The following is a 21,567-nucleotide window of genomic DNA, read 5'->3' on the forward strand; positions in this document are numbered from 1 at the left end:
CCGGAAAGGAAAATGTGGAAAAGGCCCGGCCTTTTGATTCCGTCCTTTAGCTTCTGTGCTTTTTACTTATAGTTTCGGTTTCACTCATCCTTCATTATAGCATATCCTCACGGCCGAAGAATCCATCTAAGTTTTGATACCGCATCAAACTTTAGTATTTTCGAATTTGAGAATAAACTGCCAATCTGGAATCACCAATTATTGTTCACATTAATTCACTGTTTATGAAGAAAATCATGCTGCTTCTTGCAGTAGTGCTCATGGGTTTTGCTGCCCATGCACAAAAAAAAGTTTCAGGAAGAGTTTTTGACGCTGCTACCAATACCGCATTGGAAGGCGCAACCGTTTCAGGAAAAGGAAGTGCCGTAGCCGTACAGACCGATGCTTCGGGAAAATTTACCATTTCTGTACCGGACAATGTGGTGGTACTGGTAATATCCTATGTAGGTTATGAACCAAGGGAAATAACCGTTGCCGCAGCTGCCTCCGATCTTGAAATTGGTCTTGATAAAAGCACTACACTCAATGAAGTAGTGGTACTGGGCAGCCGTAACTTGTCACGCACCAGAGTGCAAACGCCTGCCCCTGTTGATATTATTCCCATTGCCCAGTTTGTAAACCAGGTGGGCCAACTGGATTTGAATCAATTACTGACCTATGTAGCCCCTTCGTTTCAAAGTTCCCGCCAAACCATTGCTGATGGATCAGACCATATTGATCCTGCTCAGGTACGTGGCCTTGGAAGTGACCAGGTGCTTGTGCTGGTGAATGGCAAACGCCGCCATCAAAGTGCATTGGTAAATGTAAATGGTACCGTAAACCGTGGCCAGGTGGGTACAGACTTAGGTGCTATTCCTGCCACAGCTATTGAAAGAGTTGAAGTGCTGCGTGATGGTGCTGCTGCCCAATACGGCAGTGATGCCATTGCCGGGGTAATCAATATTGTACTTAAAAAGAATACCAATGGTTTCAGTGGTAATGTTTCATTAGGAACCAATGTAACGGCATATCCTAAAGACTATGCATTAAACCGTCTTACCGGTAAAGATCCTAATGACAAAACAAGTGTGGTGGATGGATTTAACTACCAGGCAGCACTGAACTATGGCCTCGATCTCAATAAAAAAGGGTTCTTGAATATCAATGCTGAATTTATCGGTCGTGGACAAACCAACCGTACCGGAACTTATACCGGACAGATTTATCCCAATGTAAACGGCAATCTGCGTGACGATAGTATCATGACAGCCCGTGGCACCAATCGTAATACATTTGATATGCGTATTGGTAACTCCCGTGTAATCGGCGGATCTCTTTTTGTAAACAGTCAGTATGATTTAGGCAATTCCTGGAAGTTCAACTTTTTTGGAGGTTACAGCCGTAAAGGCGGACAGGCAGCCGGTTTCTACCGCTACCCCAGTTCTGTATTTACAGGTGCCGGTTCTTTGTACAGAAACACAGCGCTCATTCTTTATCCTGATGGATTTTTACCGCTGATCAATTCGAACATCAATGATTACTCTTTCTCAGCAGGTGTTACGGGAAAGATGGGCAAGTGGGATGTATCACTTAGCAATACATTTGGTTCTAACACATTCGGATATAAGATTACCAACTCCATTAACTACTCACAGTTTGCTGTTATTAATATTCCGCAAAGTGAGTTTGATGCTGGAAGGATCAGCTTTTTGCAAAATACTGTGAATGCTGATGTAACCCGCAAGTTTGATGTAGCGGCCGGATTAAACATCGCTTATGGCGGCGAGTTCAGAATTGACCAGTATGGTCAGCGTGCAGGAGAAGAAGCTTCTTACAGGAACTATAACACCGCATCAGGTGCAGCAGCAGGTGCACAGGTGTTTGCCGGTTTTACGCCACCCTATGCAGGCAAATTCAGCAGAAACAGTGTAGCACTCTATACTGATATTGAACTGGACCTCAGCAAAAGTTTCCTCGTAACAGGTGCACTCCGTTATGAAAACTACAGCGATTTCGGAAACACACTCAACTACAAATTTGCCGGCCGTTTAAATATTGTAAAAGGACTTACTGTGCGTGCTGCCACTTCTACCGGTTTCAGAGCGCCCAGTATGCAGCAGCGTTTTTATGCAAAAACAAATACGCTGTTTGTTTCTACACCGGGTGGCTTACAGCCTGTTGAAAGCGGAACCTTCCCCAACAACAGCGCCCCTGCACAAATCCTCGGTATCCCTGAGTTGAAACAGGAAACTTCTACCAACTACAGTGCCGGTATTACTGCTACACCTGCTAAGGGTTTAGAAATTACATTAGACGGTTATGTTATCAAGATTAAAGACCGCATTGTATTAACCAACAACTTTACCGGTGGTAATAACTCCAACCTTACTGCACTGTTAAATGCTGCAGGAGCCAGCCAGGCTAACTTCTTTACCAATGCTGTTGATACAAGGAGCAGAGGTTTGGAAGCGGTTATCAACTACAGCTTTAACATCGGCAGAGATCATAAATTCCGACTCACGTTTGCTACTACTTATATTGATAATGAAGTGGTGAAAGATGTCAATGGCAATGCCATCATTAAAGCATCTCCTACATTGGTAAGCAGCGGACAGTTAGGAAACTATTTCAACCGTGAAGACCAGAGCCGTATTGAAGTTGCTAACCCACGTTCCAAATCAAGCTTTATGGTGAACTACCGTTATAAAAAATGGGGTGTAATGTTGCGTTTGGCTGCATTTGGAAGAGTAACTTATCTTGATCCAACATTAAACGTAAGTAATCCTGCTGTTTGGCCAATCAATGCATTTACCGGTCAGCGGGAAACACTGGATCAAACATTCACTTCTAAAACCGTTACTGATCTTTCAGTGAATTATAACTACTCCAAACAAATCACGTTTACGGTGGGTGCCAATAACCTGTTTGATGTGTACCAGGATGTTCACAACCACTCCAACAATATGTCGCTCGGCCGTTTTATTTACAGTCGCCGTGTACAGCAGATGGGCTTTAACGGCCGCTACCTGTTTGCACGTATGAACTTTAATCTTGGTAAATAAAAACTGCTCTGATACAATTATAAAAAAGCCCCGCAAGTAGCGGGGCTTTTTTATGGAACCTGTTGCATCAGTTATTCATCATCATTCTTCCTCCTTCCATCCTTCTGAAATTATTCTGCTGTGGCTGTTGACCTTTGAAACGGTTGAGACGGTAAACAAATCCCACCATAAAGTATTGTGCCAAACGGTTTACTCTCGAATCTGTAATAAAGTTGGCGCTCACACTACGGTTTACGTTGATATTCTGATTGAAGATATCAAATGCCTGTAAACGCAGCGTAGCGTTCTTCTTTTTAAACAACTCTTTTTCAAGTGATCCGTTGAGTAAAGCAATGTTACGGCTTACACCTTGTGCCAAACCACGGTTGAGCGTGTAATCAAACTCCCAACGCATAATCCATCCTTTTGAAAAATCAATACGCACATCATTGCTGAAAGTCCAGGTGGTTTGATTTAAATTCTGCGCCGGGTTCTGACTGAACTCTGCTTTGTTGAGATTATATCTTGCACCGGCACTCAGCTCCAGCCATTCTTTAGCAGTAAACGTAAAATCGAAACCCTGCATCAGAAGCCAGTTACGACCGGTACCTTTTATGAAATCAACCAACACAACATTGTTGTTATAATTTGCTGTACCCATCGTAGTCAACACATACTTACGGTTCTTCCATGGTTTGCTGTAAGTATAGAAAAAGTTGATGTTATAAAATCCGTTCACATTTTCCGGACGAGTTAATTGTGCACCGGTAGCTGTACCTGCAGGCGACTTCAATGAGATGGTATTATTAACAATCTGATCTTTAATTGTTGTTACCGCAATATTGGTAAAGAGAATGGTTCCTTTACTGAAGTTGAAATTATTAAAGTTCATATTGAACGTGTGATTCACAGAGGGTCTCAGGTTGGGATTACCCTCATTCTGAAACTGCGGATTGGTAACATCACGTACGGGTTGCAATTGAGCAAATGAAGGTTGCTGTGCACTACCGTTATAATTAAAGTTGAATGATTTGGTACGGCTGAAATTGTAAGTGAATCTTGCCACCGGGAACCAGTTGAAATTTTTAATGGGTCTGTAAGCACTGTCTTTTGTAATGCTGAAGCCCTGCAGATTCACCGGTTGCAATAAAACCCCGATGGAGTAGTTGTATTTCTTTTTAATGGTTCTCACTGTTGCACCAAAACGGTTAAAGTTGAAATCATTTTCAAATGCATTACTTAAACTGTCAATAAAATTGAAAGCACCTGTGTTATTATTCCGCTGGAACGTTTGACGGTCATTCCTTGCAAAGTTGTGATTGAAGTTGTAACTCAGATCCAGCAAACGGTCTTTTGCCAAAGGTTCTGTATAAACAATACGGGTATTGATATTACTGCCCCGGTTATTGGTATTAATACGTTGCAGTTGATTCAGCACACCTGCTGGTGATCCATCATTTGCATAAAACTGGGTGAAGTTGCCCCGGTTCTGTTCAGATTCTGTTGCATTCCATCCCATATCTGTATTGATAGAAAGATTGCGGCCACGGCGTTTAAAACGGTGATTGTATAAAACATTGGTACGGAAACTGGGACGATCGCTCAAGGTAGAATCCCTGTTAAAACCGTCTTGTGATTTGATTGTAGCTGAACGGAAGAAATCAAAAACATTATTCAAACGGTTATTGGAATTCTGAACAGAAAGGTTCGGACTTATTTTTAAATAATTGAAACTGTCAATCCAGAGTTCCAGGTTGGCAAACGCACGATGCGTACCCTGAACATTGACACTGTTTTGATTGGTTACGTTTGTAAACGACGCATTATTGAACAGGCTTTGCTGCGATTGAAATTGCTCCAGTGCAGTACTTCTGTTCGTGTATGTATAACTGCCGTAAAAAGAATTACGTTTTCCAAAATCATTGCGGTAGTTAGTACCTATGGAATTGGTCCTGGTAATACCATCCTGGTTCTGACCGTTGTTATTGTTACCACCTCCACCGCCGCCGCCAAATGAAAACTGCATCGTGGGTCTTCCACCTCCACCACCCTGGCCACCGCCACCGCCAAAATTACCGCCACCAAATCCCTGTAAGTCCCCACCACTGAAAGAAGATTGGTTTACATTGTTAGAGTTGGCAATGATGGAGAGTTGTTGCTTGTTATTAAAATAGTTCATATTCAGCCCGGCATTGTACCGTTCATTGGTACCTGCGGCTGCCTGTGCCCTGCCAAACACACCTTTGTTTTTATCTTTTTTCAGTTGCAGGTTGATTACTTTTTCCGGTTCACCATCTCTTATGCCGCTCATGGCACTTTGATCACCATAATCATCTACTACCTGTACTTTGTCAATCATATCTGCCGGTATTTCACGGGTGGCTGTTTTAGGATCGCCGGTAAAAAAGTCTTTACCATTGACTTTAATACGTGTTACCTGTTTGCCCTGTGCCGTTACATTTCCATTTCTATCCACTTGTACACCGGGTAGTTTTTTCAACAGGTCTTCCGTTGTGGCGTTGGGCTTGGTCTGGAACTGTTTGGCATTATATTCTACCGTATCTTCTTTTATTACAACGGCCGGTGCTTCAATTACAATTTCGCCCAATGATTTATAGTCGGCGCTTAGCACCAGGTCGCCCAGATCAATAAAGGCAACGCCGGCACTCGGTTTGGCAAATTCCTTTACCATGGGTTTATAACCTGCATAGGTTATAACCAATACGTAATTAGAAGAAGGTACTTTCTGAAATTCAAATTCGCCGCTGCTGTTGGTAGTAGTGCGGAGCGTATCAGACGGATTCGCCCGTTCAATCAATTTTACAGTGGCTTTGTCTAATCCTTTATCGCCGGTTGAATCAGTAACCCGGCCGGTGATTCCTTTGGGTTGTGCATAAGCTGCGCTGGTGATGATAAGGAGCAGCAGTGTGGTGTACAGTTTTGTCATACGTTCTATTTGTGTGCGAATTACGAATTATTTCGTTTTAAAATGAGTTTGCAATTTGTTAAATATGGACGGATAAAAACGGAAAACATTGCTCAGAGTTTGCCCGGTTTTATAAGTGGCAAATCTATTGGTTGTACGGTGGAGGTGTATACCTGCCAGTGGGTAAAGACGCCGTGTAAGGGTTTATTGTGATTTGGTTAACAGGAAGGCCGGGCAGATAAAACCACTGCTGCTATAGAAACGGAACGATAACGGGTGCGAATCATTCACTGGATGATTCGAAGGCAAAAACGCCGCCATAAGAACACCGACCGGTAAGCCGAAAATCAAAATTTCAAAATAAGCAGAAGGCAGGATGGCACTAATGAAAGCATTAACTTTGTGCCCCCTGTCAAATTGGCTACAAATGATTTGTTGCACTGTATTTGACAGCATTAAACTTTCAAAAAAAGAACAACCGCATATAAACTCATTTTATGTTAGGATTTATTTCAAAGCTTTTTGGCGGCAGTAAAAGTGAAAAAGACGTACAGAAGCTTACTCCGATAGTTGAAAAAATCAACCAATACTTTCAGCAATACCAAGGTTTAACCAATGACGAATTGCGTGGTAAAACACAAGAGTTCCGTACACGTATTAAACAACACCTGGCCGGCATTGATGCTGAAATTGCAGACCTAATTGCAAAAGCGGAAGCATTACCCGTGGAGCAAATCAATGAACGGGATGCTCTTTACCAGGAAATTGACAGCAAACGCAAAGAGCGTGATAAGCAAATTGAAGAAGTACTTGCTGAAATACACCCTGAGGCTTTTGCAGTAGTAAAAGAGGCAGCCCGCCGTTTTACCAACAATCAGGAAATTGAAGCCACAGCTACACAACTTGATAGAGATTTAGTGGTGAAGCGTCCGCACATGCGCATAGAGGGCGATAAAGTGTATTATAAAAAATCATGGATAGCTGCGGGAGGTGAAGTTACCTGGAACATGGTGCATTATGATGTACAGTTGATTGGTGGTAGTGTGTTGCACCAGGGAAAGATTTCTGAAATGGCCACCGGTGAAGGTAAAACCCTTGTTTCTACCCTTCCTGCTTATTTAAATGCTTTACCCGGCGAAGGTGTGCATCTTGTAACGGTGAATGATTACCTGGCCCGTCGTGACAGTGAGTGGAACGGAACGCTGTTTGAATTTTTAGGATTAACTGTTGATTGTATTGATAAACATCAGCCCAACAGTGAAGAACGTCGCAAGGCCTATTTAGCAGATATAACTTACGGTACCAATAACGAATTTGGCTTTGACTACCTGCGTGATAACATGGTGGTGAATGCGGCTGAAAAAGTGCAACGCAAATTGCATTTTGCGATGGTGGATGAAGTGGATAGTATTTTGATTGATGAAGCCCGTACGCCATTGATCATTGCGGGACCTGTAAGCACAGGAAACAATGAACAACAGTTTTTTGCGCTGAAGCCACGTATTGAAAAACTGGTGGATGCTCAAAAGCGTTTGGTGCAGCAATATTTAAATGAAGCCAAGAAACAGATTGCTGAAGGGGATGATGATCCTAAATCCGGTGGTTTGGCATTGATGCGTGCCTGGAGAGGTTTGCCCAAATACGGACCATTGATTAAGTATTTAAGTGAGCCCGGCATCAAAGTAAAATTGCAGAAAGCGGAGAACTACTACTTAGCTGATCAGCAAAAAGAAATGCCCAAGGTGGATGAAGGCTTGTTATTTCACATTGATGAAAAGAGTAACTCTGTTGATCTAACAGATAAAGGTTTGGGCATGATTACCAAAGACAATGAAGATCCCAACTTCTTTGTATTGCCCGACATCAGTACTTCATTGGCATCTATTGATAAAAGCGAAGAACCTGCTGAACAGAAATTACAAAAGAAGGAAAGCTTTTTAACTGAATATTCTACCAAGGCAGATCGTATTCATACCATTCTTCAGCTACTGAAAGCTTACACCTTATTCGACAAGGATGTAGAGTATGTTGTATTGGATGGACAGGTAAAAATTGTGGATGAGCAAACAGGACGTATCCTCGATGGCCGCCGTTACAGTGATGGTTTGCACCAGGCGATAGAAGCAAAAGAAAATGTACACATTGAAGCTGCTACACAAACCTATGCTACGATTACGCTGCAAAACTATTTCCGTATGTATCACAAGCTTTGTGGTATGACGGGTACTGCGGAAACGGAAGCCGGTGAATTTTGGGATATCTATAAATTGGATGTGGTAAAGATTCCTACCAATCTTGCGATGATCCGTGACGACAGACAGGATTTAGTCTATAAAACCAAGCGTGAAAAATATAAAGCAGTTATTGAAGAAATTGAAGTGCTGCGTGAAAAAGGAAGACCTGTGCTGGTGGGTACTACTTCCGTTGAAGTAAGTGAATTACTAAGCAAGATGCTGCAGCAGAAAAAAATTCCGCACAATGTATTGAACGCAAAACAACATGCTAAGGAAGCACAAGTAGTGCAGGAAGCCGGTTTAACCAGTGCTGTTACTATTGCCACCAACATGGCCGGTCGTGGTACGGATATTAAACTGGGCCCCGGTGTAAAAGAAGCCGGTGGTTTGGCCATTCTTGGTACAGAGCGTCATGATAGCCGTCGTGTAGACCGTCAGCTGCGTGGTCGTGCAGGTCGCCAGGGTGATCCCGGTTCTTCACAATTCTATGTTTCATTGGAAGATGATCTGATGCGTATGTTCGGTAGCGACCGTATTGCCGGCATGATGGATAAACTGGGCTACAAAGAAGGTGAAGTGATCCAGCACAGCATGATCACTAAATCCATTGAGCGTGCACAAAAGAAAGTGGAAGAAAACAACTTCGGCATCCGTAAGCGCTTGCTGGAGTATGATGATGTAATGAACAAACAGCGTGGTGCTGTTTATACAAGAAGAAACCATGCATTGAGCGGTGAGCGTTTGGCATTGGATGTTGACAATGCATTCTATTCAGTAGCTGAAGGGTTGATCAACTCTTTCCAGGAAACAAATGATCACGATGGTTTTGTAATGGCCTGCATTATCAACTTTGGTATTGAAACAAAGATCAGTGCAGAAGAGTTGAGTAAGGGCAATACAGTTGAATTAACGAATCAATTGTACAACGAAGCCAAAACTTCTTACCTGCGTAAGTGTGAAGCACTCCGCAAAGAAGCGATGCCGGTGTTTAAAAATATTCGCACATCTCAAGGCAGTCATATTGAAAATGTATTTGTACCGTTTAGTGATGGTAAGCGTGGGTTGCAGGCATTAACGCCTTTGCAAAAAACGCTGGATACAGAAGGGCAGGAACTCATCAGCTCCTTAGAACGTACCGCAACATTAGCATTCATTGATGAAGCATGGAAAGATCACCTGCGTGCCATGGATGATTTGCGTACTTCTGTACAGAATGCTACCTACGAACAGAAAGATCCATTGGTGATTTATAAAGTGGAAGCATTCACTTTGTTTGATCAACTCAACAATGAAATCAACAAGAATATTGTTTCTTTCCTGTGCCATGCAGGTTTGCCGGTAGAACAACAGGGCAATGGACAGATCCGTGAAGGTCGTCAGCAAAAAACAGATATGAGCAAATTACGCCAGCGTAAAGAAGAAGCGGTTGCAGCAGGCGGTGGGAATGAATTAATGGAAACGCCTGATTACTATGATCCATCCGAAAATGTAAAACAGGAACCCATTGTGACAGGGCCAAAGATTGGACGTAATGACCCCTGTCCTTGCGGAAGTGGCAAGAAGTACAAGCAGTGCCACGGGAAAGATTTGTAAGATCACTAAATAAATGTAAAAACATCCTCACGTAAAGAGGATGTTTTTATTTGAACACATCCACAGGAATATTAGTAAGTTTGAATTGAATAATAAAAGAAATGATTGCTGAAAAATCAACGATTAAAATTCCAAACTTCTCTCTTTCACCCAGAGTGGACCAGGTGGGTATTGAGGAGCGGGCTTCACGTTTTACCAAACGCAGTATTAAAAAAGAATCCAAACTCAATGGGTTGCTTCTGGCGCTCAACATGATCGACCTCACTACGCTTGAGGGAAAAGATACCGATGGGAAAGTAAAACAGCTCTGCTACAAAGCACAGCATTTGCATGATGCTTATCCCGGCTTGCCTACTGTTGCAGCGGTATGCGTTTATCCCAGCATGGTGAAAGTTGCCAAACAAGCTTTGGGCGATTCGGGTATTAAAGTAGCAAGTGTGGCAACAGCTTTTCCCAGCGGACAATCAACACGTGCTGTAAAAATCAGTGATACCAAATATGCAGTGGCCAATGGTGCGGATGAAGTAGATATGGTGATCAGTCGTGGTAAATTTTTAATGGGCGAATACAATTTTGTATTTGATGAAATAGCAGCCGTGAAAGAAGCCTGCGGTACTGCACGTCTGAAAGTAATTTTAGAAACAGGTGAACTGGGTTCCTATGATAAAGTGCGCAGAGCCAGTGATATTGCCATGTATGCCGGCGCTGATTTTATTAAGACCTCTACCGGAAAAATTTCACCGGCTGCAACTTTACCTGTTACCCTCGTGATGCTGGAAGCCATCCGTGATTTTTATTATGAAACAGGAAAGATGATTGCGATGAAACCGGCAGGAGGCATTTCAAAATCAAAACTCGCCTTGCACTACTTGGTTATGTTGAAAGAAGTATTAGGCGAAGCATGGATGAATAATGAATGGTTTCGTTTTGGCGCCAGCAGTCTGGCCAATGATTTACTGATGCAGATTGTGAAAGAGAAAACGGGAGTTTACCAGAGTAAAGATTATTTCTCCATCGACTAAAGCAGCATGTTTATCCCCTCCCTGGAGGGGCGGCAGTGTGTTAAACAGAAACAATGATTGAAAGGGGTGGGTTGACGAATAGAATTAATAACGTACAAGAGTGCGACGCAACAGAAGCTTCATAGCAGCAACGTCGCCTGAAACATAAAAATAATTTCATGGCTACAACAAGCAAAACAAAAAATAATACACTCAAATTAAAATTTGATACTTCCTGGAACTATGCACCTGCGCCGGAAAGCAAAAGCATTGCAGCTATTAAAGACAAATATGATTTGTTTATCAATGGCGCATTTGTAAAGTCCTCATCAAAGAAACACTTCAAAACGATCAATCCTGCCAATGAAGAAGTGTTGAGCGAAGTAGCAGATGCGAATGCAACGGATGTAGATAAAGCGGTGAAAGCAGCACGAACCGCCTACGATAAAGTATGGAAGAAGATGAGCGGCAAAGAACGTGGCAAATACATTTACCGTATTGCACGCATGGTGCAGGAACGTGCCCGTGAGTTTGCTGTGATTGAAACGTTGGATGGCGGCAAACCCATACGTGAAAGCAGGGACTTTGATGTTCCAACTGCAGCGAATCATTTCTTTTATTATGCAGGCTGGGCTGATAAATTGGAATATGCATTCCCTAATCGTAAAGCAGAACCCATTGGAGTAGCCGGACAAATTATTCCCTGGAATTTTCCGCTATTAATGGCTGCATGGAAAATTGCGCCTGCATTGGCAACAGGCAACACCGTTGTTTTAAAACCTGCTGAAACAACTCCATTAACTGCATTAAAACTTGCAGAGATTATTCAGGAAGCTGATTTACCTCCGGGCGTTGTAAACATCATTACAGGAGCCGGTGCTACCGGTGCAGCTCTTGTAAATCATCCCGGCGTAGATAAGATTGCATTCACCGGTTCAACGGATGTAGGAAAAATAATTCAGCGTGCTATTGCAGGTACGAATAAGAAAGCAACATTGGAACTCGGCGGCAAAGCTGCCAATATCATTTTTGAAGATGCGCCGCTTGACCAGGCGGTAGAAGGAGTGATCAATGGCATTTTCTTTAACCAGGGTCATGTGTGTTGTGCAGGTTCACGTTTATATGTTCAGGAAAGTGTTTACAAAACAGTGTTGCGCAAGTTGAAAGACAGAATTGAAACACTTATCGTAGGCGACCCATTGGATAAGAATACCGACATCGGTGCCATCAACTCCAAACAACAATTAGAAACCATTCATAAGTATATCAAGATCGGTCAACAAGAAGGTGCAGAAATGCATCAAAGCAGTTGTGCATTGCCGGGCAAAGGATTTTTTTGCAGACCAACTTTGTTTACCAATGTGGCGCAAAGCAGTCGCATAGCACAGGAAGAAATTTTTGGACCGGTGTTAACCATTCAAACATTCCGCACAGAAGATGAAGTGATTGAAAAAGCAAACAACACACCTTATGGTTTGAGTGCAGGTGTATGGACCGATAAAGGCTCCAAAATTTTCAACATGACTACCAAGATGCGTGCAGGTGTTGTGTGGGCCAATACGTTTAATAAGTTCGATCCAACATCACCGTTTGGCGGCTATAAAGAAAGCGGTTACGGAAGAGAAGGCGGGTTGCATGGGTTGAGTGCATATGTGAATTTGATTTAAAGAAATACAAATGAAATTTTTATTTACCACAGAGAAAGAAGAACGCAAAGGGTTCGCAGAGTCAACTCTGCGTTAACTTCTTTACTCATGTTCTCTGCGGTTAAAAAATACATTATGGCAAAGTCAATAATCAAAAAATCAAACATCCACATCAGCGAAAATGGTTTGGAAAATCACCGACCTGAAAAGCGTTTGGAAGTATTGAAGACCTATAAAATCTACATCGGCGGACAATTCCCCAGAACAGAAAGCGGTCGTTATTATGTTCCTGTAAATGCAAAAGGAAAGAAACTGGCCAATGTCTGTTTGAGCTCCCGCAAAGATGTACGTGATGCAATAGAAAGCGCACGCAATGCATTTGGCGGATGGAGTGCACGTGCAGCTTTCAACCGTGGGCAAATTTTATATCGCATGGCCGAAATGCTGGAAGGCCGCAAAGCACAATTCATTGATGAACTGATGCAGCAGGATGCATCCAGAGCAAAAGCCGAGCATGAAGTAAATCTTTCCATTGATCGGTTAATTTATTATGCCGGCTGGTGTGATAAATATCAGCAGGTATTAAGTGCTGTAAATCCGGTAGCATCATCCCACTTTAATTTTTCAGTGCCAGAGCCTACGGGTGTTGTTGCCATGATTGCACCACAGCATGATTCGTTGCTCGGTCTGGTTTCTGTGATCGCTCCTGTAATTGCCGGTGGTAATACCTGTGTGGTGGTTGGTTCTTATGACAAGCCATTAAGCTGTGTAACATTTGCTGAAGTATTGAACTCTTCTGACCTTCCCGGTGGTGTGGTAAATATTCTCACCGGTAAAGCCGGTGAACTGGCGCCATGGATGGCCGACCATATGGATGTTAACGCTGTTGTTTATTGCGAAAAAGATACAGCTACTCAAAAAATGCTTCGGGAAAAAGCAGCAGGCAATGTAAAGCGTGTATTGATTTATGATAAAGTAAACTGGTACAGTGATGCAGGCCAAAATCTCTATTTCATTAACGATTTCCAGGAAATTAAAACTACCTGGCATCCCATTGAAAATATTGGTGGCGGCGGCAGTAAATATTAAGCAGGCATAAACAACTTATTCATCAGCCTTTTCATCATTGGTATGATTTGTGAATATTAAATCTGAATGGCTTTACAATGAAACAACTCCTTTTTATTATCAGCAGTTTCCTGTTTTTAGTGCCCCTCAAGGCACAAACCATTAACGATACCTTAAGTAATGGTACAATCATTACTAAGGATGCCCGTTATAATCTTTTGGTTGAAAAAAAAGCAGAAATCAATAAAAGAGCGGCTGACTATAAAAAAGGCACTAAAGGATTCCGCATCCAGGTGCTCAACACTACAGACCGTACCCAGGCATTAAATGCAAAAGCAAAACTTCTTTCCCTTTACCCGGAACATAAAACTTATCTCATGTACCAGGCTCCGTATTTCAAACTACGCATTGGTAATTTTGACGAACGGAAACCTGCAGAGGATTTGAAAAAAGAGCTCAATAAGCTCTTTCCTACCGGTGTATTTGTGATACCCAGTGAAATAGAATACAAACCCGAAAAAGAAAAAGAAGAAGCATCCAACTAAGCTGCCATTTGTCATTAGGAAGCGGGCATCAGTCATAAAGTTTACGGGAGAAGAAAGCATACTGCTTACATTTGAGTATGCAAACAAACTCCTGGTCTTCTTATTTTCTGCTCCGTAAAGATGTTACGTTTCTAAATTTTGGTTCTTTTGGCGCCTGTCTTCGTCCTGTATTTGAACGCTACCAGCAATACCAGTTGGAACTGGAAGAAGAGCCCGTTCGCTTTATTACCGTAAATGGACCTGAATATCTCAAACAGTCACGGCAGGCCTTAGGCGAATACCTCAATTGTGCAGCAGATGATGTGGTGTACGTTACCAATCCTTCTTACGCAGTAAATATTATTGCCAAAAGTTTTAACTTAAAGGAAGGTGATGAAATTCTTACGACCAACCTGGAATACGGAGCCTGCGATCGTGCATGGCGTTATTACTGCCGAAAAGCAGGTGCTAAATGGGTGAAGTTTGAAGTCCCGTTTCCCTTAACAACTAAAGAGTCGTTTGTAGAACAGTTCATGAGCAAGGCAACAGAAAAAACCAAGCTCATTTTCATCAGTCATCTTACCAGCAGTACGGGATTACGTTTGCCGGTAGAAGAAATTTGCAAAGCCGCCAAAGAAAGAGGCATTCTTACCTTTATTGATGGTGCTCACGGCCCTGGCCAGGTGCCGGTTGATCTTACAGCGATGGGTGTAGATATATACACGGGTGCCTGTCATAAATGGATGATGACCCCAAAAGGGAGTTCCTTCCTCTATGTAAAGCGGGAGCATCAGCATTTGTTTGATCCTCTTATCATAAGTTGGGGTTATGAAGCTGCTAAACCCTCCCACTCACAATTTTTAGATTATCATCAAATGCAGGGCACCAGGGATTTTTCAGCATTCCTTACTATTCCGGATGCAGTAGCATTTATGAAACAACATAATTGGCCAACAATAAATGCTGCCTGCAGAAAGCTGGTACAGGAAAATGCATCGGAGCTTTGCAAACTGCTGAATGCCTCCCCTATTGCCCCGGTGAATGATGATTTTATTGCCCAGCTGTATTGCGCTACCATCAAAACAAAAGAACCTGAAAAGCTGCATCACTATTTCTTTGATCAATACAGGATTGAGATTCCTGTAATGCCTCATGGAGATAAAGTTTATTTGCGCTACAGCATCCAGGCATTTAATGCGCAGGCGGATCTGGATAAGCTGTTTGATGCTATTAAAGAAATTAAGAAATCAACTTCGTTGATAGAGGAATAGAATGATTGGCGGACACTTGTGCACATGGCATCGGTATTGCCACGCCTGCCTGACAGTAAAGGCAGGCTCGCTTCATCGTTCAGTTCATCATTGAACATAGCTTTTATCGGTATGGTGTCTGACGTCTGCGAGGTCCTGACACCAGTGCCTGAATTCATCATTCAGCTTTCTCTCATCTCCATTACCTTTGTTCCACTATGCTACAGGAAAAGATCAAAGCATTAGCGCAAGAATACAAACAGGAGTTTATAGATGTACGTCATCATCTGCATGCACATCCTGAACTCAGCTACCAGGAATTTGAAACCTCTGCCTTTGTTCAGAAGAAGTTAAAAGAATTCGGCATTCCGTTTACTAAAATGGCGGAAACAGGTGTGGTAGGTTTGATTGAAGGCAAAAATCCATCATCCAGAGTTATTGCTTTAAGAGCTGATATGGATGCACTGCCGATTCATGAAGAAAACGATGTGCCTTATAAATCAACAAAAGATGGCATTATGCATGCCTGTGGTCATGATGTACATACCACCTGTTTGTTAGGTACTGCTAAAATTCTCAACGAATTAAAAGAAGAATGGGAAGGAACGGTGAAGCTAATTTTTCAACCGGGTGAAGAACGGAATCCCGGTGGCGCCAGTTATATGATAAGAGATGGTGTTTTGGAAAATCCCAAACCGCAATGCATTTTTGGTTTGCATGTGCATCCGGGTTTAGCATTGGGAAAACTAAGTTTTCGAGGCGGTAAAGTAATGGCAAGTGCAGATGAATTATACATCACTGTAAAAGGCAAAGGCGGTCATGCAGCTTCCCCGCATTTAACAGTTGATCCCATTTTAATTGCATCACATCTTATCATCAGTTTACAACAAATCATCAGCCGTAATAAAAACCCGCATCAGCCCTCTGTACTTTCTATTACATCTTTTAACGGCGGTACCACTACCAATGTTATTCCCAATGAAGTAAAGCTGATGGGAACGTTCAGAGCCATGGATGAAGAGTGGCGTTTTAAAGCACATGAACTCATCAGGCGTACCGCTACGCAATTAGTTGAAAGTATGGGCGGCACACTGGATCTTCATATTGACATTGGTTATCCCACCGTTTACAATAACGAAGCGCTTAACAATAAAGCAAGAACAAAAGCTGAAGAATTCATGGGCAGCAGCAATGTGGAAGAAACAGAATTACGCATGGGTGCGGAAGATTTTGGTTATTACTCACAAATCATACCCGGTTGTTTTTTCCGTCTCGGAGTAATGAATGAAGCAAAAGGTATTACCAGCGGTGTACACACTCCTACTTTTAATATTGATGAAGATGCCATTGCCATTGGTATGGGCATGATGGCATGGTTAGGTACTTCTGTATAAACATCTCAATCAACAATCATTTCTATAAAAAAAATCCTGCATGAATGATGCAGGTTTTTATTGAATTGTTTCAAATGTTACGGCCTTTTCATTTTACCAAACATACCTTTCAGCTTTGGAGCATCCAGGTGCACATTGGCAGGAGCAATCAACGCCTGCTCTCTTGCAAGTGTTTCATCAACGGGTGCCAGCCTTGACCAGCTACCGGTGGTAATAAAGCGAATGGCCCTGCTTAAGCATGCTTCATTGACATCACCCCAGTTTTTATCCAAACCATCAGCACTGATATGGTCCGGTGTAAAACCATTGAAATAATTGGCTTCATTATTTTTATTGATGGTACGGAAAGAAACGGGAAAGAAATACCAGTTCCCTGCGCTCCATCCTCCATAACCTACAGGTTTCCCGTGTGTGCTGGTAGGACCTATCAGTTTCACATCCATAAACGGACGGATGCTGTTGATCGTTAATTCACTCGCAGAGGCAGATTGCTTACTTACAATAAAAAATATCCTGTTAAGATTTAAACTTCCCTTCTTCTGAAAAATAGCTGTTTCATTAAAACGGGAAGCATATTTATCATTGTAAGCTTCCGTAAACATTACCTGTCCGTTACCCGCATTGGGAACAATCCAGTTGAGCAGGTATTGAGAAAGTGAAACATAGCCACCACTGTTATACCGCAGGTCAATCACCACATCATTCACACCGGCATTGATAAACTTATTAAAGATGCGGTCAAAGTTGTTGCGCATCTGGGTGGTATCACCCAAAAAAGAATTCAAAACAAAATAACCAATCTTAGAGGCTCCAACGCTATAAACACTATCGGCCATAAAAGGATTGCCTGCAAAAATCTGTGAGTTGAGCGTTACGTCTCTTGTTGAATTATCAGGCAACGTAAAATTGAATCTTGTAGTAGGAGAGGCATACACAGTATTCACGATAAAATTACTCTGGCTGGTATCATTAATTGTAACACCATTAATGCTGTTAATCTTCCAGCCCCTTTGCACACCGGCAGCTCCCGCAGGACCGTTTCTGTCAACTGATGCCACCCGTAAATCCGAAGTGTTTCTGAAAAAAACACGCATACCAAAATCGGCACCAACCCCGCTGCTGATATTATTCCATTCAGCTTTTGTAATAGCAAAACTCCAGCGGTCTACCGGCGCTGAAAAGCCGGGCTCTTTACTGTATTGCCGGATGTTATTCATAACTGCATCCGGCGTATTACCGGGCAATGTGGCCGGCAACTGGTTGTACCATAAATAAATTTCTTTTGTGTAAGCCACCACAGTATCCATCACAATCTCATCGTAGCTCCTTTCTTTCTTATTTTTCTTACAGGCGGCAAACGAGAGGAGTAAAACTGCAAGTATGGTAATATGAAGTCGTTTCATATACACGGTTTAGTATTGTAAATTAAGTGAAATGTATGAACTGAAATAAAGGCCCGCCAATTTTGAAAAAACTTTTACAATACCGCATCAAAGCCCACTTTCTCCAATTTACGTACCTTGCCGCCCTGTTGTTGAACCCTCAACAACTGTATTGCTTGCACAATTAAACAGATATGAACAAAGAACAATTACGTCGCCAGCAGGCGCTGGAATACCATGCCAAAGGAAGACCGGGAAAAATTGAAGTAATCCCTACTAAAGAAGCTAAAACACAGAGAGATCTTTCACTTGCTTACTCCCCGGGAGTGGCTGAACCCTGTTTGGAAATTGCAGCCCACCCTGAAGATGTTTATAAATACACCGCTAAAGGAAACTTAGTAGCCGTTATCAGTAATGGTACAGCCGTACTGGGCCTCGGTGATATTGGTCCGGAAGCAGGTAAACCAGTCATGGAAGGGAAAGGAGTACTCTTCAAAATTTTTGCAGACATTGATGTGTATGATATTGAGATCAATGAAAAAGATCCTGAAAAATTTGTACAGATTGTAAAAGCACTGGAGCCCACTTTTGGAGGAATCAATTTAGAAGATATTAAAGCGCCGGAATGTTTTTACATAGAACAGCGTCTCAAGGAAGAAATGAAAATTCCTTTGATGCATGATGACCAGCATGGTACTGCCATCATCAGTGCTGCCGCATTGCTGAATGCATTGGAACTGCAAAAGAAAAAAATTGACAAAGTAAAATTTGTAGTGAATGGTGCAGGAGCAGCAGCCGTTGCGTGTATGAAAATCTACATTGCACTGGGTGCCAAAACAGAGAACTTCTTTGTGTATGACAGTAAGGGATTGATTCATGAAAGTCGTACCGATCTGGATGATATGAAAAAACAATTCGTTCAGAAAGGAAAAAATCAATCGCTGGAAGAAGGAATGAAAGGTGCTGATGTATTTATAGGATTAAGCAAAGGCAACGTCATCAGCAAAGAAATGGTAAAGAGCATGGCAAAAAACCCTATCGTATTTGCCATGGCCAATCCTGACCCCGAAATTTCCTGGGAAGATGCCATTGATGCACGCAAAGACATTATTATGGCTACCGGCCGTAGTGACTATCCGAACCAGGTGAATAATGTTTTGGGCTTCCCTTATATCTTCCGTGGTGCACTGGATGTACGTGCTACTACCATTAACGAAGCTATGAAACTGGCCGCTGTAAAAGCATTAGCTGAATTAACCAAAAGCCCCGTTCCTGATATTGTAACCATGGCTTATAATGAAAAGAATATTTCATTCGGCCCTAACTATATTATCCCTAAACCACTCGATCCACGTTTGTTAAGTTATGTAGCACCGGCGGTAGCAAAAGCTGCCATGGATAGTGGTGTAGCAAAACATCCTATCACCAATTGGGATGAATATGTACATCAACTCAACAAACGCTTAGGTATCGATAACCAACTGATGCGTGCTATTGGAAGCAAGGCAAGAAAAGATCCACGTCGTGTGGTATTTGCTGATGCGGAGAATGTAAAAGTGATCAAAGCCGCACAACTGGCCTTTGAAGAAGGAATCGCCTACCCCATCCTGTTAGGTGATGTAAAGAATATTCAGCAAATGGCGGATGCCAACGGTATTGACCTCGAAGGTATTCCGTTGATTGATCCCAAAAGCAAAGAACAGGAACACCAACGGGAAGAGTTTGGTCGTTTGTTCTTTTTGAAACGTCAGCGTAAGGGATTAAACCGCTACGAAGGAATTAAAGCGATGAAAGAGCGTACGCATTTTGGCTGTATGATGGTGGAAACCGGAATGGCAGATGCAATGATCAGTGGATTAAGCCGTAAGTATGCGGATACGATTCGTCCGGCATTGCAGGTAATTGGTAAAGATGAGAACGTTCGCAAAATTGCCGGCATGTACATCATGCTCACGAAACGTGGTCCTATTTTCCTGGCTGATGCAACGGTGAATTTTAACCCACGGGCTGATGAACTGGCTGACATCACACAGTTAGTTGCAAAAGAAGTACGTGCTTTTGGTATTACGCCCCGTGTGGCCATGCTCAGTTATTCGAACTTTGGCAGTAGCGATTCAGCTGAAGCAAAACTGGTAGCACGTGCCCGTGAAATCGTTAAAGAACGGGAACCCAATCTTGTTTGCGATGGAGAAATACAACCCATTGTTGCCTTTAATAAAGATATTCTCAAAGAAAACTACCCCTTCAGTGAACTGGTGAACGGTGCACCCAACGTACTCATCTTCCCGAACCTTGCCAGCAGTAATATTGCTTATAATTTATTGCAGGAGTTGGGCGATGCAGATGCCATCGGCCCCATCTTATTGGGCTTGAAGAAGCCGGTGCATATTTTACAGTTGGGCAGCAGCGTTCGTTCCATCTTCAATATGGTGTTGATTGCTGTTGTGGATGCGCAAATGAAAACCCAGGTGAATACGGTAGAAGAAATTAAAAAAAGCAGTTGGTGGAAGCGGTTTAAAAAAGTGAGTCATGATATGTGAGGAGAAGACGGTCAACAGTCGACAGTCCACGGTCGACGGTCCACAGAAGATAATAATGATTTATAGTTAACTATGAAACATAGCCACAGCTATGGAGAACCATCGACTGTGATGTGAGGACAGTCGACAGTCCACGGCCTACGGTCAACAGAAGATACTAATGATTTGTAGTTAACTACCAACTATAGTTCACGGCTATGGACTATCGACCGTGGTCCGTGGACTATTCAATATTTCCCTAACTTCATTGTATGAATTTTTTCACGCATTTAGGCCGCTACCTGTTGATGATCAAAGGCATGTTCTCACGGCCTGAAAACATGAAACTCTACTGGAAAGAACTCATGCACCAGTGCAATGAAATTGGTGTGCGTTCGCTGGGTATTGTGATCATTATCTCGGTTTTTCTTGGTGCGGTAACCACCGTGCAAACAGCTTACCAGTTAGTAACACCGCTCATTCCTAAAAGTGTTATTGCTGTTATTGTAAGAGATAATATTATTCTTGAACTGGCACCTACACTTATATGCGTAGTACTGGCAGGTGTAGTTGGCTCCCGTATTGCCAGTGAGTTGGGTAATATGCGCATCAGCGAGCAGATAGATGCACTTGAAATAATGGGCATCAACACTAAAACCTACCTGGTACTTCCCAAAATAATAGCAGCACTTATTGTGGTTCCCTGTTTGGTAATTATGGCTGCCGTGCTGGGTATCTGGGGAGGAAAAATGGCAGGTGAAATTTCCGGCATTTTGCCGCCTGAAATCTACAACCAGGGATTATTGGAAGATTTCATTCCTTATAATGTAGTGTTTGCACTCAGCAAATCCTATACTTATGCTTTTATTATTTCAAGCATTCCTGCTTACTATGGTTATCATGTAGAAGGTGGTTCACTGGAAATAGGAAGAGCCGGTACCAAATCAGTAATTGTAAGTTGTATTTTAATTTTGCTGGCAGACTATGCGTTGGCAGCCATCCTTTTGTAA

At 42.5% G+C, this 21,567-nt stretch carries 12 protein-coding genes; 10 read left to right on the plus strand and 2 right to left on the minus strand.

Annotated elements, in window-relative coordinates; all coding sequences use genetic code 11:
• Positions 1-224 precede the first annotated feature (224 nt).
• Positions 225-3,041: a TonB-dependent receptor gene (locus PDL71_RS15730; protein WP_407522766.1), complete on the plus strand. Its 2,817-nt coding sequence runs from the start codon at positions 225-227 to the stop codon at positions 3,039-3,041.
• 67 nt (positions 3,042-3,108) lie between these two features.
• On the opposite strand, the gene PDL71_RS15735 is transcribed toward PDL71_RS15730, so the two are convergent.
• Positions 3,109-5,967 (minus strand): outer membrane beta-barrel protein, encoded by a 2,859-nt coding sequence (locus tag PDL71_RS15735; RefSeq protein ID WP_407522768.1) that lies wholly within the window; start codon positions 5,965-5,967, stop codon positions 3,109-3,111.
• Positions 5,968-6,443: 476 nt separating this feature from the next.
• Between PDL71_RS15735 and secA the strand changes: the two genes are divergently transcribed.
• From secA to PDL71_RS15770, 7 genes are all read left to right on the plus strand, one after another.
• Positions 6,444-9,773, plus strand: a complete 3,330-nt coding sequence (secA, locus tag PDL71_RS15740; protein ID WP_407522770.1) for a preprotein translocase subunit SecA — start codon at positions 6,444-6,446, stop codon at positions 9,771-9,773.
• 101 nt (positions 9,774-9,874) lie between these two features.
• Entirely contained in the window at positions 9,875-10,795 is a 921-nt protein-coding gene (gene deoC / locus PDL71_RS15745; protein ID WP_407522772.1) for a deoxyribose-phosphate aldolase, read from the plus strand.
• A gap of 158 nt (positions 10,796-10,953) precedes the next feature.
• Positions 10,954-12,441, plus strand: coding sequence for an aldehyde dehydrogenase family protein (locus PDL71_RS15750; RefSeq protein WP_407522774.1), 1,488 nt, complete (start codon positions 10,954-10,956; stop codon positions 12,439-12,441).
• 114 nt (positions 12,442-12,555) lie between these two features.
• The gene (locus tag PDL71_RS15755) at positions 12,556-13,509 is read left to right on the plus strand and encodes an aldehyde dehydrogenase family protein (protein WP_407522776.1); all 954 of its coding nucleotides are present in this window, start codon (positions 12,556-12,558) and stop codon (positions 13,507-13,509) included.
• 77 nt (positions 13,510-13,586) lie between these two features.
• Positions 13,587-14,033, plus strand: coding sequence for an SPOR domain-containing protein (locus PDL71_RS15760; RefSeq protein ID WP_407522778.1), 447 nt, complete (start codon positions 13,587-13,589; stop codon positions 14,031-14,033).
• A gap of 77 nt (positions 14,034-14,110) precedes the next feature.
• The gene (locus PDL71_RS15765) at positions 14,111-15,283 is read left to right on the plus strand and encodes an aminotransferase class V-fold PLP-dependent enzyme (RefSeq protein ID WP_407522780.1); all 1,173 of its coding nucleotides are present in this window, start codon (positions 14,111-14,113) and stop codon (positions 15,281-15,283) included.
• Positions 15,284-15,480: 197 nt separating this feature from the next.
• Positions 15,481-16,656, plus strand: a complete 1,176-nt coding sequence (locus tag PDL71_RS15770; protein ID WP_407522782.1) for a M20 family metallopeptidase — start codon at positions 15,481-15,483, stop codon at positions 16,654-16,656.
• Positions 16,657-16,733: 77 nt separating this feature from the next.
• On the opposite strand, the gene PDL71_RS15775 is transcribed toward PDL71_RS15770, so the two are convergent.
• Positions 16,734-18,059, minus strand: coding sequence for a S41 family peptidase (locus PDL71_RS15775; protein ID WP_407522784.1), 1,326 nt, complete (start codon positions 18,057-18,059; stop codon positions 16,734-16,736).
• Positions 18,060-18,232: 173 nt separating this feature from the next.
• Between PDL71_RS15775 and PDL71_RS15780 the strand changes: the two genes are divergently transcribed.
• Positions 18,233-20,578 carry an NADP-dependent malic enzyme gene (locus PDL71_RS15780; protein ID WP_407522786.1) on the plus strand — a complete coding sequence of 782 codons (2,346 nt, stop codon included), beginning with the start codon at positions 18,233-18,235 and terminating at the stop codon, positions 20,576-20,578.
• Positions 20,579-20,829: 251 nt separating this feature from the next.
• Complete coding sequence (locus PDL71_RS15785) at positions 20,830-21,567, plus strand: MlaE family ABC transporter permease (RefSeq protein ID WP_407522788.1); 738 nt, start codon at positions 20,830-20,832, stop codon at positions 21,565-21,567.

Source organism: Lacibacter sp. MH-610 (assembly GCF_045780045.1).
Classification (GTDB): Bacteria; Bacteroidota; Bacteroidia; order Chitinophagales; family Chitinophagaceae; genus Lacibacter.

Excerpts from the sequence above, each read along its gene's own strand:
- PDL71_RS15730 (WP_407522766.1), top strand. The coding sequence starts at position 225 with ATGAAGAAAATCATGCTGCTTCTTGCAGTAGTGCTCATGGGTTTTGCT.
- PDL71_RS15735 (WP_407522768.1), bottom strand. The coding sequence starts at position 5,967 with ATGACAAAACTGTACACCACACTGCTGCTCCTTATCATCACCAGCGCA.
- secA (WP_407522770.1), top strand. The coding sequence starts at position 6,444 with ATGTTAGGATTTATTTCAAAGCTTTTTGGCGGCAGTAAAAGTGAAAAA.
- deoC (WP_407522772.1), top strand. The coding sequence starts at position 9,875 with ATGATTGCTGAAAAATCAACGATTAAAATTCCAAACTTCTCTCTTTCA.
- PDL71_RS15750 (WP_407522774.1), top strand. The coding sequence starts at position 10,954 with ATGGCTACAACAAGCAAAACAAAAAATAATACACTCAAATTAAAATTT.
- PDL71_RS15755 (WP_407522776.1), top strand. The coding sequence starts at position 12,556 with ATGGCAAAGTCAATAATCAAAAAATCAAACATCCACATCAGCGAAAAT.
- PDL71_RS15760 (WP_407522778.1), top strand. The coding sequence starts at position 13,587 with ATGAAACAACTCCTTTTTATTATCAGCAGTTTCCTGTTTTTAGTGCCC.
- PDL71_RS15765 (WP_407522780.1), top strand. The coding sequence starts at position 14,111 with ATGCAAACAAACTCCTGGTCTTCTTATTTTCTGCTCCGTAAAGATGTT.
- PDL71_RS15770 (WP_407522782.1), top strand. The coding sequence starts at position 15,481 with ATGCTACAGGAAAAGATCAAAGCATTAGCGCAAGAATACAAACAGGAG.
- PDL71_RS15775 (WP_407522784.1), bottom strand. The coding sequence starts at position 18,059 with ATGAAACGACTTCATATTACCATACTTGCAGTTTTACTCCTCTCGTTT.
- PDL71_RS15780 (WP_407522786.1), top strand. The coding sequence starts at position 18,233 with ATGAACAAAGAACAATTACGTCGCCAGCAGGCGCTGGAATACCATGCC.
- PDL71_RS15785 (WP_407522788.1), top strand. The coding sequence starts at position 20,830 with ATGAATTTTTTCACGCATTTAGGCCGCTACCTGTTGATGATCAAAGGC.